Source organism: Bacillus altitudinis 41KF2b (assembly GCF_000691145.1).
Classification (GTDB): Bacteria; Bacillota; Bacilli; order Bacillales; family Bacillaceae; genus Bacillus; species Bacillus altitudinis.
In genome coordinates this window covers 57,058-73,645 of sequence record NZ_ASJC01000009.1, presented here as the reverse complement: position 1 = coordinate 73,645, position 16,588 = coordinate 57,058, and the positions used below count along the sequence as shown (strand labels likewise).

Below are 16,588 nucleotides of genomic sequence, written 5' to 3'. Positions count from 1 at the left end.
CAGTTTATTGCTTTTCGATTGGCGCAAATGCGGCAAGGAGACGCTTAATGCCTGTAGGGCTTGGGAAGGCAATATCAAGCTCTGTACTATCTCCACTACCTTTTACACTCACAACCGTGCCAACGCCCCATTTTTTATGAGCGGCTTTATCACCGACAGCCCAGCCAATGCTGCCGCCGCCTGTGTTTTGAATGGTTTGCGTTTGTGGACGTGAGACAGGCCCTCGTCTTTGCGGTCTTTCTCTCGTTTGGCCAAACGGTGTTTTCGTTTCTTTTTTCTCATTTAGGTTGTCCAATAAATCAGCTGGTATTTCTCTGATAAATCGTGATTCCAGATTCATGTTCGTCCGGCCGAAGAGTGTTCTCATCTTCGCACTTGATAAATAAAGCTCTTCTTCGGCCCGTGTGATCCCCACGTAAGCGAGACGGCGCTCTTCTTCCATCTCGGCATCTTCCATTAATGAACGACTGTGCGGGAAGACACCTTCCTCCATGCCCATTAAGAACACAACGGGGAATTCAAGTCCTTTTGCTGCGTGAAGCGTCATTAAAATGACCGCATCCTGATCTTCTTCCTCAGCCTCATCCAGCTTATCAATGTCTGCGACGAGGGCGAGGTCTGTCAGGAAGGTGACAAGTGATTTATCTTCATTTTGTTCTTCAAAGTTTTTAGTGACCGATAGAAACTCGTCAATATTTTCTAAACGGCTTTGTGCTTCAATCGTTTTTTCGATCTTCAGTGCTTCACGATAGCCTGTTTTCTCTAGGATCTCTTCCGTTAATTCTGTGACAGATAAATAATCCTGCATATTTGTCATTTGATCAATGAGCTGTTTGAACTCATCAAGTGCATTGGCTGCTCTTGCACTGAGTCCAATGAAATCCACCTGACCAAGTGCTTCAAACATAGAGAGATCATTCATTTCTGCGTATGCGGCAATTTTATCAACAGAAGTCGCCCCAATTCCTCGTTTTGGTACGTTGACAATGCGTGCAAAACTAATATCGTCATCTGGATTTGCCACAAGGCGTAAGTATGCCAAAATGTCCTTGATCTCTTTTCTGTCATAGAACTTCGTGCCACCGACGATGTTGTATTGAATGTTCGCCTTCATTAACGTTTCCTCTATGACACGTGACTGAGCGTTCGTTCGATAGAGGATCGCAAAATCAGATAATTTACGCTTGCCGCTCTGATGAAGCTGACGAATCTTTCCAGCGACAAATTGACCTTCACCGAATTCATTATCCGCACGGTAATAGGCAATCTTCGCTCCTTCGTCATTTTCTGTCCAAAGGTTTTTTGGCTTGCGGTTTGAATTGTTTTGAATGACCGTGTTTGCGGCATTCAGAATACGTTTAGTCGATCTGTAATTTTGCTCAAGCAAAATCACTTCACTGGACGGATAATCTTTTTCAAAGGAAAGAATGTTTGTAATATCCGCTCCACGCCAGCGGTAGATGGACTGATCCGAGTCACCGACCACACATATATTTTGAAAACGCTGCGCGAGCAATTTCACAAGCATGTACTGCGCTCTGTTCGTATCCTGATACTCATCGACATGAATGTATTGGAATTTTCGCTGATAGTGTTCTAATACTTCAGGAATTCGCTCAAACAGACGAATCGTCATCATAATAAGATCATCAAAATCGAGTGATTGGTTTTTGAGTAATCGTTTTTGATAATCTGTGTAGACATCGCTGACGACTTGATCGTAAAAGTCACCGGCTGTTTTTGCGTATTCCTCTGCGTCAATGAGTTCGTTTTTTGCACTACTGATTGACCCTAAAATGCTACGTGGATCAAACTTTTTAGGATCGATATTTCGTTCTTTTAAAATGTTTTTAATGACTGAAAGCTGATCAGATGTGTCTAATATAGAAAAGTTGCGATTCACACCAATACGGTCAATATCGCGTCGTAAAATGCGTACACACATGCTGTGGAACGTAGAAATCCAAATGTCATCCGCACCAGGCCCTAAAATGGCTTGTACACGCTCACGCATTTCTCTTGCTGCTTTATTTGTAAAAGTAATCGCTAAAATGTTCCACGGCGCCACATGCTTTTCTGCCATTAAATACGCAATTCGATGCGTGAGCACTCGTGTTTTTCCACTACCTGCTCCTGCCATCAGTAGCAGCGGCCCGTCTGTTGCTTTGACCGCTTCTTTCTGCGCGTCATTCAGCCCTTCTAATAGATGATTCGATATTTCATTCATTTCATTCACCGCCAATTCGAACTTATGTTCTATTTTAACCCGTTTCGTCTTGTTTGACTATGATGACTTTTTCACTGCGTCGACTGTCTTTAACGCTTCTTTAAAATTGTCATAAATGACGTTTCCCACGACGACAACGTCTGCGTGCTGTGCAAAGTCTTTCGCCTGCTCTTCGCTTTCAATACCGCCGCCATAAAATAGAACCGTTTCATGTAGCACTGCTTTTGTTTCTTTCACAAGCTCTATATCTCCAAGCGTTCCGCTGTATTCTAAATAGAAGATGGGCAGTTTCATCAAGTGCTCTGCCACTCTCGCATAAGCCCTTACGTCATCTATATCCAGTGCCGTATTTGCCTCTGTCAGCTTAGCCGCTTTACACTCTTCGTTTAAGATGACATATCCTTCCGGTACAATCTCTTCCATTGACATCAAATCACCGTATTCCTTCATCGCATCCTTATGCAGACCAACAATCCAATCTGGATGAGCACTGTTTAACACAGTGGGGATAAAATACAGGTCAAAGCCAGGCACAATCATCTCATGTGTCGAGATTTCAAGGACACATGGCACAAGAAAGCGGCGCACCTTTGACATCAGTTGCAGCACGTTGTCTTCTGTCACGTTGTCACTGCCGCCAATTAAAATGGCATCCGTACCAGATTCACAAATCGCTTCAAGTTGTTCATCGGAAATCTCTTTATTTGGATCGAGTTTAAAGACATGCTTCCACTCGGTAACATCATACATGAAAAACGTTCCTCCATTCGTTTCATTCCATTTAAATATTATAACAAAATCAGACACCGCAAAAAATGGGTAACCTCCTTCAGCTAAAAGTTTCATTCTTTTGAAAATAGTCGATTTCACTTTAGGCGAAGTGAATGGAGATTATATGAAAAACGCCACTTCAAGAGGAACTGAGGGAGATCAATAGATGGATACTGTACTGAAATGAGAGCTACTTCATCTCATCACATGATATTATACATGAAAGGAACATTTTACTATCGACCAAGCAGGTGAATGATTTGAAAAGAACCATCACATATGATCAAACGATCGACATCGGATACATCTATCTCATCCCGCCTCGAATCGGGACAATTAAAGAAACCATTGAATTAGACGTGAATGAATGTGTGAACGTAGACATCGACAAAGAGGGCCGAGTGGCTGGGCTGGAGTTATTTGCAGAAGAAGCCAAGGTGTTGAAACACACACCCGTTTATGAAGACGAGCTTTCGTTACGTTTTACGGATCAGGAAGTTCTCTCAACCTATCATTTATCGGGCATTGAATTTCTTTTCTCGACGCCTGATCACGAAGGGTTGATCGGTTTTACGATTGTCGATCCTCTTCGATATCACATCAAAAAAAAGACAAGAAAAAACCGTTTTGAATGGTCAAAACGGTTTTTCTAAACTATTGTCTCACTTCATTAAAATAATGAACAGATGTCATGGCCCCTTCATCGACCATCTTGTTGTCTTGAATATCTAACGGATCAGGGTGACCAGCTTTTTCAGGAACCTTTTCATCTGATCGGAACATGCTTGCCCATTTTTTGAGATGCTGTTTATTTTTCACTGCTAATAACACTGCACCACCAACCCCTAATCCTGCAAGTACATACGCATTCGGACGCTTATTCATGTATGTTCCCTCCCCTTATGATCTTATTTGTAAGTTACCCCGCCTTTTCATTTCTAAACGTCACAAGCTGTTGAAGTGGTTTCTCTTTCAATGAAAAGTGGAATAACAACAGTAATGATAGAGAAAAGAGGGGATTTTCGTGACAACAACTTTCATTGTCATTGGCGCATTATTAGTGATTTTTTTCATCATACCAATCATTTTATTCATCTGGATTTGGATGCGAGATGAAAAACAGGAAGAGCATTCTGTCCTACGAAATTATCCGGTCATTGGAAAGCTACGGTTTATTTTTGAAAAAATAGGACCTGAGCTTCGTCAATATCTGTTTCTAAATGATCGAGAGGAGCTTCCTTTCTCAAGAAGAGAATACGAGCAAGCTGTCATGTCTGGGAAGTACAAAAGCCGGACAATGGGCTTTGGATCAAAACGTGATTTTGACAAGCCTGGTTACTATATTCGCAACGTCCTATTTCCAAAGCAGCGAGATGAGTTACGCATCGATCAATCTGAAAAAATCCAAACAAAAGTGTATCAGATCGATCAAGACAATTTACTGAGAAGAAGTGAACATACAAAAGAGGTAGAAGCAAAACCTTACTACCTCCATCAAGACGATGTACAAGTGATAGGCGAGCACACATGTCAAAAGCCTTTCCGTGTAAAAGGCCTGATTGGTCAGTCAGCCATGAGCTACGGATCTTTAGGCGACAGGGCCATTACAGCATTATCCTCAGGATTAAAGATGGCTGGCGGTACGTGGATGAACACAGGTGAAGGCGGGCTTTCTCCCTATCACCTCAAAGGCGGAGCCGATATTATATGCCAGATTGGGCCTGGTCTATTTGGCGTGAGAACAGAGGATGGCGCTTTTTCCTTTGAAGAGTTTAAGAAAAAAAGCGAGCACGAGGAAGTCAAAGCCTTTGAGCTGAAGCTGGCTCAAGGAGCTAAAACACGAGGCGGACATATTGACGGTGAAAAGGTAACCGAAGAAATTGCAAGCATCCGTAAATTGCCACCCCACCAATCCATTGACAGTCCAAATCGATTTGAGATGTTCCACTCCATTCCTGATATGTTTGATTTCATTGAACAGTTGCGAAGTATAGGCGGAAAGCCTGTCGGCATCAAGCTTGTGGTCGGACATAAAGAAAACATTGAGGAACTTGCAGCGTACATGAAAAAAAGCGGAAAGCATCCTGATTTCATTACAGTAGATGGCGGAGAAGGCGGCACTGGTGCATCCTTTCATGAATTGGCAGATTCCGCAGGGCTGCCGATTTTCACGGCACTCCCAATGGTTCATCAAATATTGAAAGAATACGGTGTCAGAGATCAGGTAAAACTCTTTGCTTCTGGCAAACTTCTCTCACCTGATAAAATTGCGATTGCCCTTTCCATGGGTGCTGACTTTGTCAATATCGCACGGGGACTCATGTTTTCAGTCGGATGCATTCGCGCACAAGTGTGCCATACGAATAAATGCCCAGTTGGGGTTGCCACGACAGATCCAAAGCTGCAAAAAGGTTTATCCATTGAAGAAAAGAAATACCGCGTCTGCAATTATATCCTGTCCCTTAGAGAAGGTTTGTTTAACTTATCCGCAGCCGCAGGAATTGAATCTCCCATTCATTTTAATGAGAAACATATTGTCTACAGACAAGAAAATGGTCAGACAAGTGAAATCCCTATTTTTTCAGGGACACAGCCGTCTGTCTAGTGTAAAATTTTAGAGTCTTAGAGAAACAGAATGACACCAACACAGTACATTAACAAATAAATGAAAAATTGAATATACACAGAATAAAAAAGCAGGGAGGCTCCCTGCTTTTTTATTGGACTTTATTAACATTGGTACATCACCATTTTTAAAAAAACTCTCTTCTAATTTCTTAACTGCCAATTTGCTCTACAACCTAGAGCATTCAATTGCATGCATTCTGCTTGGATGTTATTAAAAAACTTTCATTAAGTTGAAATCAAATACATGGTGCAAACGAACCTTCTCAATGTTGACTGGATATTGTACCATTCTTGTTAGATATCCATCATATTAACCGTACTATCAAAACCCATAGCTAAAGTATCTAGTTAAATTAAGCTTTTGCAACCAATAGTTGCATAGTGGTTGGTAGTGTGCAACTTATAAAACCATTACAATGACAATCAACATAATATAAAGGGGAGTTGCAAGATGTCATTAGGTTCCAATATTGCTGATAAAAGAAGAGCTTTAAAGTTATCGCAAGAATATGTAGCTGAGCAGTTAGGAGTGAGTCGGCAAGCAGTATCAAAATGGGAAACATATCAATCAGAACCATCGATGAAACATTTAATAAAATTAGCTGAATTATTTGATAGCGACATAAAAGAATTAGTATCTCCAGAACAACCTTCTTGGAAAAAAGACCAAGAAAATCGCATTAAACCAAATCAAAAAGATATAAGGATGCAACTCTCAGCAGTATTTGGTCGAATTCTAATGTTGATCAGTTTTTTAGGTTACACAGGCGCCTATTTTGACCCAGCTGCATATCAACTACCTATTTGGTATTTACACATTTGGTGGGGAGTTCTGTTTTTGACTGGATTTATTTTAACATTTATTGGGGCCAGTGATTACTTTAATAGAAAATCTGGTTCAAAAAAAATAATAGGGCTTGATTGTTTATTAGTGACATCCTATTTTCTATATGAAATATTGCCTTTTGAAAGAAATATAAATACATTGGTTTCATTACTTTTTGGTATTTCCATTCTGATTATAATAAACATTTACTTTTTCATCCCTACATGGAGGAAATCAAATCATTAAACAAAATTTTAGAATAGAGTTCCACAACACAGTCTATTAGAAGCAGTTAATGTACTGATTTTTTGGGTTCCTAATAGGGAATAAGACAAATCTATTGCACAAAATAGTCAAGAAATACGAAAGAGAAAGAAAATAAAAAACAGGACCGCTTCATTTAGCCAGTCCTTGTTTGTTTTTTCAGCGCTCTTCATAAAAAAACTGTAAACAACGCCATTCTTGTTGAAAAGGATTGTTTACAGTGAAAGCTGTTTTATTTTGTTTCGTCATTTGCCTGCTGTTCTGCTACGCGGTCAAGTGCCATTGTATAGGCATCGTTTCCGTAGTTCAAGCAGCGTTTGACTCGTGAGATGGTTGCAGTGCTTGCACCTGTCTCCGTCTCAATTTTATGATACGTGTTTCCCTCGCGAAGCATACGTGCTACTTCAAGACGCTGTGATAAAGATTGAATTTCATTGATGGTGCACAAATCATCAAAAAATCGATAACATTCTTCCAGGTCTTTAAGGGATAAGATGGAGTTGAATAACTGATCTAAGCTTTTGCCCCTTAATTTATCAATTTGCATCTTTATACATCTTCTCCTTTACTATTGGCACCGCTTCGCACTGACTTTTCCGAGAAAGCGGTATCTTTCCTGACTCATTTTTTTCAACCTCAGCAATGAGCTTTGAACGAATCATGACAGGTTTGGTTCTACGCTGAAAATGCCATCAGGTTCTTTCGTAAGCCGAAGCTTCTTTATCGTAAACAAATTCGACAAGTTTTGTCATATTCCTTGTGCGACAATCTGACAAACTTGTTTGCCTCCGATATCTAGAACACTTCTGCTCTGTTAAGTCTTTCCCTAAAAAAACAGTATGTGTAGAAAGCTTGGCGAGACGACAAACCTGCGCCCCGCCTTGCTTAATTATTCAAAATATGTTGGTCGGCCAGCGTAACCGACAGATTCATTTTACAATTGGGCACTTCATTCGTCATGTCAAAGCCCTATGCTTTGTCACCATATCTAGCAGTGAAGAGATCCATTGCTCACTCCTGCCCTATAACAGCGGTCAGAAATCTAGCAAATATGATACAGCTCCACTCTGTTATATTTTAACGCATTATAGACGGAAAGAGTACAGTTTTTTTCATGACATCAAATATTCCTCTTGGTGTCACTCGAATATACGGCAAGTGTGTGCTTTGGAAAAAGACAAGTGTATCAATTGGGCAGTCAAATGGATACCCGCGCTCAATGAGTAACTCGCGTAACGTTTGCTCCTGCTGAAGAACCGTTTCAAACGATTCAGCTGATGCACAGCCTGATAATTGCAACGGGATTTCATGCAAAATCTTTCCGTTTTCTGCGAGCACAATTCCCCCGCCAATTTCTTTCATTCGCTTATGAGCAAGCATCATATCATCTTTATTTTTCCCAATCACTAAAATGTCACCAGTGGTTGAAAATGAGCTGACAAATCCTTGCACCTTGTTTGCAAATCCTTTTAACATTGTGTTCACGCGCCACTCGCCTTTTCGATCAATCAGGCTGAAGAAGCTTTGATCATGGTCACAGGACAGCTGATTGACAGAGTTATCAATCTCCACTGTATAGGGCTCCATGATGACAGAATTTCGCATTTTGACACCAAGAGGCATTGAGAATTGCAAGTCACTCATTGTCAGGTCATAGCTTAAATCTAATGGTTCAAGCCCACCATTTTCCCATTTTGTCTCTTGGAATTGATGCTGGTTCTCCCCCTCTAATTTAAGGATCACCCCTTTCGAAATAACCGTTTCTGGATTTGGATTCATCCGATCATCTAAAATATTCAAAGAAGCCAATCGACCAGGACCGACCACGCCTAATAAGTCATCAATTTGATAGTATTTCGCAATGTTAAAGGTCGCCATATTGTACGCATCAATAGTAGGCACGCCTTCTTCAAGGGCAATGGAAATGAGACGATTGATCATGCCTTCTTCATAAAAATGAGGTGCTGATCCATCTGTTGTATAGAAAAAGTGATCGTAGTGCCTAAAGTCACGCTCATGCAACTCTCTTAAAATGTTCACTAAATCTGGGCGGATGGAAGAATGACGCAAGGACACATGATAGCCAAGAGACAAGCGTTTGAGCACATCGTCTGCATTCATTGCTTCATGATCACTGTCCGCTCCAAACAGCTTCATTTTTGTTAGCGTTTTCTCAGAAGCCCCAGGGAAATGCCCTTCAATTCGTTTTCTCTGCTTCTTCGTTTCTTGCATGCAATATAAAATGAGATCATCACCGTCCATTAATCTTGGCCAGCTCGTTAATTCGCCGCCTTGAAGGACGTCGGGATGATCAATCCATTCTTTCCGATAGTTAATAGGAAGCATCTCATCTTCATACCTGACCTCGGTTTGAAGATCGTATCTAGACCACCAGAAGTACTGAAATGGCTGCTTTTTTAATTCGCATAGAGTGGAAAGCGCTTTCTTTTCGTTGCTTTGCAAAAGAAGAAATAAGTTATCGCTGACCATTGTTGTTGTGCCAAATTGAGACACATATTCTGCAAGTGATTGGGGATTATAAATATGGAACGGATGCGCGTGAGGTTCAATATACCCCGGCACAATGTATTTACCTTCACAATCAATCACACGTTTAGCTGATTTATTTTGAGGAAGCTCTGCTCCGACATAAACAATTCGATCATCATGTATCCAAATATTTGCCTTCACCCATTGCTTCAAAAACGGGTTTAGCACGAGTCCATTCGTTAAAAGGAGTGTTGGAACTATTTTTGAGTCGACTACATCGATTTGTGTGCGGATGTCATTGTTTCTCCAATTAAAAGTACGTTCGGACATTCACATACTCTCCTTCATTTGTATTAGCCCTATCGTAACATAACGAACCACGTTACGCATTAATGAAACGTTACAATTTCTTGAAATCACACTTAAAATAATTTAAAAAAGGAGAATCACTTGCAATGAAACCTAATCTTGGCTTAATGGAAGCGCTCATGAGAATTGCCTGCGGAATGACGATTTGTACTGTAGCTGGTTCCTTATATGCTCGAAAACCATGGAGTAAAATGCTGCTTTTTGGCATCATGCTCGGCGGATTAAAATTGGGATCTGGTATTCTTCGTTTTTGTCCAGTGACCTATATGTGTGAGCAGCAGAATACACATAAAGAGAAGGCTGAGTAGACAGCCTTCTTTTTTTGTGTGTGAATCATTCCTCTGCTTCGCACCATTTGACCAACGTACCAGCAATGATTTCTGCTGCTTCAATCACATGTTTGATCTCAATGGATTCATTCGGGAAATGGGCAAGCTCTGTCGTTCCAGGTCCAAACACAATGATTGGGATATCCGCTGCTTGTGACAGTAATCCGCCGTCTGTCCCCCAAGGGGCGGCTTCTACCTTTGGCGGGTGCTGCATGACCTCTTCATATTGTTCCTTCAATAGACCTAAAAGCGGGTGATCAGAGTCGATTGACCCCGGAAGCCATCTAGCACCAAACCACTCCACTTCCACAGGATGTTCTTGAAACCAATCATCCTTTTCAGCGAGTCCATTCATCCAATTTTCTAATTCCTTCTCTGCCTGCTCAACTGTCTCACCTGGCATCACACCAAGCCTACCTTCCATTGTGACAAGATCTGCGACAGAGGACGGCCAATCACCGCCTTGAATTTTCCCAATGTTGATTGGAATTGGAATCGGGATATGCTGAAACAGAGGCTCCGTCACTCGCTGATTTCTTTCTTTTTCTAGTGCCGCTAAATGAGAAAGGACCACCGTGCTCTTTTCAATAGCAGAAACACCGTGATACCTTGTTCCGCCATGAGCTGCCCTTCCTTTAATATGCAGCCTGAACCACTTTGATCCTTGCTGAATCGGAAAAATGTTCATATGACTTGGCTCTGGAATGATGGCAGCATCCGCTGTGTACCCTTTCATTATTGCTGCAAGTGTGCCTGCTCCGCCGCTTTCCTCTTCGACGACACTATGAAACACCACATCTCCTTTCAGGGGAATCTGAAGCGCATGCAGTGCCTCAAGCGCAAAGAGTAAAGAAACGTTTCCACCTTTCATATCTGTTGCCCCGCGTCCATAAAGTCTCCCGTTTATGATATGCCCGCTGTAAGGCGGATATGTCCATTGATTCTTATCTCCTGCCGGAACCACATCTACGTGCCCGTTTAATAAAATTGATTTGCCGCCACCTTTTCCTTTCAATCGCCCAGCAACATTGGGACTCCCTTGAAAAGATCGGCGCGGGGAATAAAAATAAGGATGCTCTAGTAATTCATCGCCGCCAATTTCCCAAACGTCTACATCAAAGCCAATGGCGGACAGTTTATTGGCCACGATCTGCTGCACGTCTTCTTCATTTCCTTGGGTGCTGTCACATTGCACCATTTGCTGAAGAAGCGTAATGGCTTCATCCTGATGCTCTTTCATCCAGTTTCTAATACGTGTCATTGGCTGCAAGTCGTTCATCCTTTCTACACAACAGATTTGACATCAGGCGCTAAAATTAATGGCGCTTCAGTCGCCCTGATGACATCTTCCGGCTGAAATGGCGGCATGACTTCACGTAAAATGAGCAGCTGAGACTTGACCTCAATGACCGCCATATCCGTAATAATCAAATCGACACACGCTTTAGCGGTTAACGGCAATGTACAAGCCGATTTCACTTTAGATCGACCGTGTTTATCAAGATGGCTCATCACCACCACCACTTTTTTCGCTTTTTGCGCCAGCTCAATCGCTCCGCCCATACCCGGTACTCTTTTCCCCGGTACAATCCAATTGGCAAGATCCCCTTGGCTGCTTACTTCAAGTGCACCCAAAATCGTCATATCCAGCATGCCTTTTCGGATGATGCCAAAAGCAGTCGTACTGTCCATGTACGAGCCGCCCTTTGTCAACGTAATGGGAAAACCACCGGCATTGCACAAATTCGGATCTTCTTCCCCTTGCAGAGGCGAGGCTCCTGCCCCCATAATGCCGTTTTCTGCATGCAGCCACACCTCGTAATGTGATGGAATGTAATCTGCTGCTAGGGTCGGAATGCCGATCCCAAGATTCACAATCATGCCATCTTCAATTTCTTGTGCTGCTCTTTTAGCAATGCGGTGTCTTAAATCGATGTCTCCCATGCCCATGTCCAGTTCACTCCTTTTGATTGCACGATTTGATTCACAAATACGCCTGGCGTCACGATTTCTTCTGGATCGAGCTGCCCCGCTCCCACAATTTCTTCTGCCTCCGCAATGGTCCAGTCTCCTGCCATCGCCACAATCGGGTTTGTATTCCGTGCGCTTTTATCAAAAATCAGGTTTCCCACTTCATCTGCTTTGTAGGCATTGACGATGGCAATATCCGCTGTGAGCGCAGGCTCTAACATATAATTCTTCCCATTCAATTGAACCAATTGTTTCTCATCGAGATTCAGGCTATCCATCCCAACATCTGTCACAATGCCCGCCAGCCCCATTCCGCCTGCTCTGATTTTTTCTGCAAGAATGCCCTGCGGATAAAAATGAACGTCTAATGTACCAGCCTGCATTTTCTGTCCGGCAATGGGATTTGAGCCGATATGGGAGGCGATGATTTTTTTCACTCTTCCTTCTGTGATGAGCCGGCCCACACCAATTTGCGGGAAACCTGCATCATTTCCGATCAATGTCAGATCTTGAATATTTGCTTCCAAAATGGCATCAATCAACGATGGTGGTGAACCCACGCCGCCAAATCCGCCAAACATGATGGTCATGCCATCTTTTAATCGCGTCATCACTTCATCCAAACCCACAGTTTTGTTCATGTTCGTTCCTCCTTACATAGCAGATGGGAAAAACCCTCGATTGATCACTTCTTGTTCGACTTGTGTGATGGTCTGCCCGAATAAATCAATGAGTTCATCCATTTCCTGCTGTGTGATGGAAAGCGGCGGTGCGATCATAACCGCTGCGCCTCCAACCCCATCCTCTCCAGCGCTTGCTGGATACACCAGCAGTCCATTTTGTTTTGCCGTTTCAACGACGAGATTGGTTATCTGAGCATGTGCAGGAAATGGCGTTTTGGATAAACGATCTGCGACAAACTCAATGCCAATAAGCAATCCCTTCCCTCTCACATCTCCTATGATGGAATGATTTACTTGCAGATCTTTTAAAGCATTCATCAGATATCGCCCAGAAAGGTCAGCCCGGTCGGGAAGCTGATGTTTTTTCATATATCGAATGACCGCTAATGAAACGGCTGCTGAAAGCGGATTGGCACTATATGTGTGCCCTGCCATGACAGAGCCGGAGCCGCTGATAATCGGTGCCATCACACGATCCGTTGAGACAACTGCTGCGATTGGAGAATAACCTGCGCTCATGCCCTTTCCGAGAACCATGATATCTGGTACCGTGCCCCAGTGTTCCATCGCAAACATTTTCCCAGTTCGTCCAAAGCCCGTCATGACTTCATCTGCGATCATTAAAATGTCGTTTTCTTCACAGACACGCTTCATCGCTTCGAAATATCCGTCTGGCGGCAGGAGCGCCGCTCCCGCTGCGCCAACAATCGGTTCAGCAATCAACGCGGCGATCCTCTCTTTTCCTATACGCTGGATGACGGTCTTAAATTCCTGAACATACCACTCGACCTGCTTGCTGTCTTCCTTTGGCAGCCATGACCGGTAGCTATAGGGCGGTGACAGCACTGGGTGTTTTTCAAGCAGTGGTTCAAAGCGCTCCCTCCTTGCAATATGACCTGACATTGACAGCGCCCCTAATGTAATGCCATGGTAACTCATCCATCTTGAGATGATATGATTTTTTTCCGTCTTCCCCTGCTCCTGCCAATGCTGAATCGCCATTTTCATAGCAGTTTCCGTTGCCTCTGAACCGCTCCCTACAAAAAAAGACCAGTTCAGATCACCTGGGCAAAGTGTACTCAATTCATACGCTAGTTCTTCCGCTGGTTCATTCGTAAATTGTGATCTGTACGTAAAGCTCACCTTTTTCGCTTGCTCCGTCATCGCATCAATAATGTCTTGTATGCCATGTCCAATACTTGCCGTGACTGCCCCTGATGAGCCATCTATATATTTTTTTCCGTCCCGATCATATAAATAAATCCCCTCTCCTCTCACAGCCACAGGATATTGCTGATTTAACATCGGTTTGATTAAGTAATCCCGGGTCTCCACTTTGTCATTCCTCCCTCTCTTGTCAGCAGCTGCACTTTTCTTTTTACATGAATCGCAAGAAAATTTTGTATACTTGGTATAAGATTAGCTTAATCAAGAGGGCAGTCATCCTCCATTCGCCATATGCCCGAATTTCACATGTGTTTTTTATACATGGTGTATAAGAGTGTTCAAAAGGAGGTCATGAGTCTATGGCGATTCTCGTCAAAGATGCACTCTCGCTCGATATGATGAAAGAAACCAAACTGCTTGCTGGAGAAAATGGACTGGATCGTCTTATCCAGTGGGTGACCATTGTGGAAATTATTGAAGACACATCTAGACTTTCCGAAGGAGAATTACTTGTTACAACTGGATTTGGGCTGACAGAAAATAAAGAAAGACGCATCCGGCTTGAAAAATTGATTCAATCTCATCGTCTTTCAGCCATTGCCATTTATAAAGGCGTGTACTTAACGGAAATTCCCGCATCACTCATTGAAGCCGCCGAAAATAGCGGTATTCCGCTCATCGAGATTCCGCCCCATGTCAATTTTTCAGACATCACAAAAGCCGTTCTAGAACAAATCGTCAGCAGTCAGCTCCATCAGCTCAAATATTCTTCCGCGATTCATCAAAGACTGACCCATTTAAATGTGAGCAATAAAAATGTCACGCAAATTACAGATGAACTGGCACATCTCACAGCGGCAAATATCGTCGTACTGGATGTGTTTTTGCACCAAACAGCAGCTCATCTCGAAACAGACGAAGTGACCTATTCTCCTGCTTTTGGCTTTCTAACAGATGACGAACCGATTGAAACCTCTTCTCTACTCAAGCAGGCAGAGGAAAAAGGCCGGCTCGTCTATGACACATATGGTGCGTTTGTTCTAGCTGCATGCCCTGTGATTGCAATGGGGGATATTTTCGGGTTCATTGTGGCGTTAAAGAAAAAAGAGACGTGGCACCATCTCGATGCCATCGCCATTGAGCATGCCGGTGCGGTGTATGCGATTGAATGGTTGAAACAAAAAGCCATTCAAGATACAGAAAACCAAATGCAGGGGCATTTATTGGATGATATGCTGCAACAGCAATACACAGAAGAAAGTTATGTCATCGAACAAGCAAGAAAGCTGCAATATGATATGAGCGAAGAACAAGTCGTCATCTACTTTCAATTTCAGCATCAGCACACACAGCTCGATCATCAAATGGTGCAGCGCCTATCCCAATTGCTCACATCCATTTTTGAACGCAGACAAATTCCTTTTTTATTAAAAGCAAGGCTTGATTCCATTTTCGTTCTGACGCCTGCAGGGAAAAGCACGTATCAAGAAACAAATTGGTATCGCGCATCAGAAGAATGCCGCAGTACTTGGTCTTATTTTTTCCCCGTCCATCCCATTGTGATTGGCATTGGAAGAGCCTACGACCAGATCAGTCTCTTTTCCAAAAGTGCAAAAGAAGCCCAGTATGCAGCAAGGCTTCTTCCTCTTTTGAAAACAGATGACAGCATCATTCATTATCAGAAGCTCGGTCTATATGGGATGCTGCTTGAAATGAACGAAGCCGGAATGAATTTGCATGACTTTTATGTGGAGCTGTTAAGCCCGCTGCTTTATACAAAAAAACAAGGGGCTGACCTCATTCATACACTCGAAGTGTATTTGGCACACAATGAAAATATTCAAAAGTCAGCGGGGGAATTGTTTATTCACCGACATACGTTAAGCTACCGGTTGAAACAAATTGAAACGAGAACAGGCTGCAGCCTCAAATCCACTGATGATCGGATGAAGCTGCAGCTCAGTATCATGGCGTACCGCCTATCTGGTCTGCTTGATCAGATGAGAACCATTTCATGATTCATTTGGCGTTTTGACCCATAGATTCATATCTTCAATTTTGTCAAAAATATAGCAGTTGTTTTGAAAGCGGCCGGTGTATGTATACTCGAGCTGATAAAATACTTGATTCATTCCATAGGACAGTGCACGGGCGAGAGAATAAAAGACATAAATGTGCATGGATTGAAGCTCTTGTTCGAGGGCTAGAATCAAATGATGCATGAATCCTAGTTTTCTATAGGTGGGAAGGGTTGCACAATCTGTTAATTCTGCATGACCATACGGTACATTGATTTCAGCGGATGCGGCACTTACAAGTTGACCGTCATGTTCAACGGCATAAAAAACCGTCCCTTCCTCCATTACCTTGTGGATGTAATCTGGCTCATTCATTGGCGTGGGGTACGTTTCAAAGACCGTATCATAGAGCACTGCCAGCTTGTGTACATCCTCTGGACCGGCTTTCCTCATCACATACTCATCCTGCCACACGCCTTGATCTTTTTTAATCGGCTTTTCTTGAATAGACGTAACGATTTCATCTTCCTTCAGCCAAAACGGGCTGTTCATTCGATCTTCGGTCAGAAAGAGCGACATGCCGTATGCATCACTTCCGAGAAAATAATGAGAAAACACCCCTTCAAGCCGAAAGCCTTTTTCTAAAAAAAGAGGCATATGCTCACGCCTTACTTTTACAATGACCTTAGACGCCTTGCATTCCGCCGCTTCCTGAAGCACGGACTGAATCACATCCTGCACCCTGCCACTATAGTCATCCAAACGAATTCGCTCATTGAATGGATCCATACAGATCAAAGCAGAAAAACGCTCGTTTGCAAGTTTCTTCAATTGCACCATACACT

Annotated in this window: 15 protein-coding genes; 5 read left to right on the top strand and 10 right to left on the bottom strand. The window is 42.8% G+C overall.

All coding sequences use genetic code 11. The features are described from left to right. Window positions 1–4 precede the first annotated feature (4 nt). On the bottom strand, window positions 5–2,227 hold the full coding sequence (pcrA, locus tag BA79_RS14700; RefSeq protein ID WP_017366764.1) for a DNA helicase PcrA: 2,223 nt from the start codon (window positions 2,225–2,227) through the stop codon (window positions 5–7). A gap of 57 nt (window positions 2,228–2,284) precedes the next feature. Continuing rightward, window positions 2,285–2,977 carry a heptaprenylglyceryl phosphate synthase gene (gene pcrB / locus BA79_RS14695; protein ID WP_008344257.1) on the bottom strand — a complete coding sequence of 231 codons (693 nt, stop codon included), beginning with the start codon at window positions 2,975–2,977 and terminating at the stop codon, window positions 2,285–2,287. A 272-nt stretch (window positions 2,978–3,249) separates the two neighbouring features. Between pcrB and BA79_RS14690 the strand changes: the two genes are divergently transcribed. Beyond that, window positions 3,250–3,651 carry a DUF2283 domain-containing protein gene (locus BA79_RS14690; protein ID WP_234833540.1) on the top strand — a complete coding sequence of 134 codons (402 nt, stop codon included), beginning with the start codon at window positions 3,250–3,252 and terminating at the stop codon, window positions 3,649–3,651. 1 nt (window position 3,652) lies between these two features. Here BA79_RS14690 and BA79_RS14685 read toward each other — a convergent pair whose 3' ends face one another. Further along, window positions 3,653–3,883 (bottom strand): hypothetical protein, encoded by a 231-nt coding sequence (locus BA79_RS14685; protein WP_017366762.1) that lies wholly within the window; start codon window positions 3,881–3,883, stop codon window positions 3,653–3,655. A 139-nt stretch (window positions 3,884–4,022) separates the two neighbouring features. On the opposite strand from BA79_RS14685, the gene BA79_RS14680 reads away from it, so the two are divergent. After that, window positions 4,023–5,603, top strand: a complete 1,581-nt coding sequence (locus BA79_RS14680; RefSeq protein WP_035703555.1) for an FMN-binding glutamate synthase family protein — start codon at window positions 4,023–4,025, stop codon at window positions 5,601–5,603. A 474-nt stretch (window positions 5,604–6,077) separates the two neighbouring features. Next, complete coding sequence (locus tag BA79_RS14675) at window positions 6,078–6,698, top strand: helix-turn-helix domain-containing protein (protein WP_008344268.1); 621 nt, start codon at window positions 6,078–6,080, stop codon at window positions 6,696–6,698. Between the two features lie 250 nt (window positions 6,699–6,948). Here BA79_RS14675 and BA79_RS14670 read toward each other — a convergent pair whose 3' ends face one another. Together BA79_RS14670 and BA79_RS14665 are read right to left on the bottom strand one after the other, a co-directional pair. Beyond that, entirely contained in the window at window positions 6,949–7,263 is a 315-nt protein-coding gene (locus BA79_RS14670; RefSeq protein WP_003214053.1) for a YerC/YecD family TrpR-related protein, read from the bottom strand. Window positions 7,264–7,793: 530 nt separating this feature from the next. Further along, a complete protein-coding gene (locus BA79_RS14665; protein ID WP_035703553.1) occupies window positions 7,794–9,536 on the bottom strand; it encodes an adenine deaminase C-terminal domain-containing protein in 1,743 nt (580 codons plus the stop codon). A 125-nt stretch (window positions 9,537–9,661) separates the two neighbouring features. Between BA79_RS14665 and BA79_RS14660 the strand changes: the two genes are divergently transcribed. After that, complete coding sequence (locus tag BA79_RS14660; RefSeq protein WP_008344274.1) at window positions 9,662–9,883, top strand: YgaP family membrane protein; 222 nt, start codon at window positions 9,662–9,664, stop codon at window positions 9,881–9,883. A 25-nt stretch (window positions 9,884–9,908) separates the two neighbouring features. On the opposite strand, the gene BA79_RS14655 is transcribed toward BA79_RS14660, so the two are convergent. Genes BA79_RS14655 through BA79_RS14640 form a run of 4 tightly spaced genes read right to left on the bottom strand, consistent with a single transcriptional unit; the run spans window position 9,909 to window position 13,893 of the window. Further along, window positions 9,909–11,174, bottom strand: a complete 1,266-nt coding sequence (locus BA79_RS14655; protein WP_035703551.1) for a peptidase — start codon at window positions 11,172–11,174, stop codon at window positions 9,909–9,911. A gap of 14 nt (window positions 11,175–11,188) precedes the next feature. Next, the gene (locus tag BA79_RS14650) at window positions 11,189–11,854 is read right to left on the bottom strand and encodes a 3-oxoacid CoA-transferase subunit B (RefSeq protein ID WP_008344276.1); all 666 of its coding nucleotides are present in this window, start codon (window positions 11,852–11,854) and stop codon (window positions 11,189–11,191) included. Beyond that, complete coding sequence (locus BA79_RS14645; protein WP_035703549.1) at window positions 11,830–12,516, bottom strand: CoA transferase subunit A; 687 nt, start codon at window positions 12,514–12,516, stop codon at window positions 11,830–11,832. The genes BA79_RS14650 and BA79_RS14645 overlap by 25 nt, the downstream gene beginning before the upstream one ends. Before the next feature lie 12 nt (window positions 12,517–12,528). Continuing rightward, on the bottom strand, window positions 12,529–13,893 hold the full coding sequence (locus tag BA79_RS14640) for an aspartate aminotransferase family protein (RefSeq protein ID WP_035703546.1): 1,365 nt from the start codon (window positions 13,891–13,893) through the stop codon (window positions 12,529–12,531). A gap of 191 nt (window positions 13,894–14,084) precedes the next feature. Here BA79_RS14640 and BA79_RS14635 point away from each other — a divergent pair, with 191 nt between their 5' ends. Next, on the top strand, window positions 14,085–15,743 hold the full coding sequence (locus BA79_RS14635) for a PucR family transcriptional regulator (protein WP_035703544.1): 1,659 nt from the start codon (window positions 14,085–14,087) through the stop codon (window positions 15,741–15,743). Here the strand turns inward: BA79_RS14635 and ablB are convergent. Beyond that, a complete protein-coding gene (gene ablB / locus BA79_RS14630) occupies window positions 15,738–16,583 on the bottom strand; it encodes a putative beta-lysine N-acetyltransferase (protein WP_035703542.1) in 846 nt (281 codons plus the stop codon). The two genes, BA79_RS14635 and ablB, sit on opposite strands and share 6 nt — an antisense overlap. Window positions 16,584–16,588: the final 5 nt, after the last annotated feature.

What these genes read in the sequence shown, in the direction of transcription:
- BA79_RS14670 (WP_003214053.1), bottom strand. Translation starts at nt 7,263, where the DNA reads ATGCAAATTGATAAATTAAGGGGCAAAAGCTTAGATCAGTTATTCAAC.
- BA79_RS14635 (WP_035703544.1), top strand. Translation starts at nt 14,085, where the DNA reads ATGGCGATTCTCGTCAAAGATGCACTCTCGCTCGATATGATGAAAGAA.
- BA79_RS14650 (WP_008344276.1), bottom strand. Translation starts at nt 11,854, where the DNA reads ATGGGCATGGGAGACATCGATTTAAGACACCGCATTGCTAAAAGAGCA.
- BA79_RS14645 (WP_035703549.1), bottom strand. Translation starts at nt 12,516, where the DNA reads ATGAACAAAACTGTGGGTTTGGATGAAGTGATGACGCGATTAAAAGAT.
- pcrB (WP_008344257.1), bottom strand. Translation starts at nt 2,977, where the DNA reads ATGTATGATGTTACCGAGTGGAAGCATGTCTTTAAACTCGATCCAAAT.
- pcrA (WP_017366764.1), bottom strand. Translation starts at nt 2,227, where the DNA reads ATGAATGAAATATCGAATCATCTATTAGAAGGGCTGAATGACGCGCAG.
- BA79_RS14685 (WP_017366762.1), bottom strand. Translation starts at nt 3,883, where the DNA reads ATGAATAAGCGTCCGAATGCGTATGTACTTGCAGGATTAGGGGTTGGT.
- BA79_RS14660 (WP_008344274.1), top strand. Translation starts at nt 9,662, where the DNA reads ATGAAACCTAATCTTGGCTTAATGGAAGCGCTCATGAGAATTGCCTGC.
- BA79_RS14675 (WP_008344268.1), top strand. Translation starts at nt 6,078, where the DNA reads ATGTCATTAGGTTCCAATATTGCTGATAAAAGAAGAGCTTTAAAGTTA.
- BA79_RS14665 (WP_035703553.1), bottom strand. Translation starts at nt 9,536, where the DNA reads ATGTCCGAACGTACTTTTAATTGGAGAAACAATGACATCCGCACACAA.
- ablB (WP_035703542.1), bottom strand. Translation starts at nt 16,583, where the DNA reads ATGGTGCAATTGAAGAAACTTGCAAACGAGCGTTTTTCTGCTTTGATC.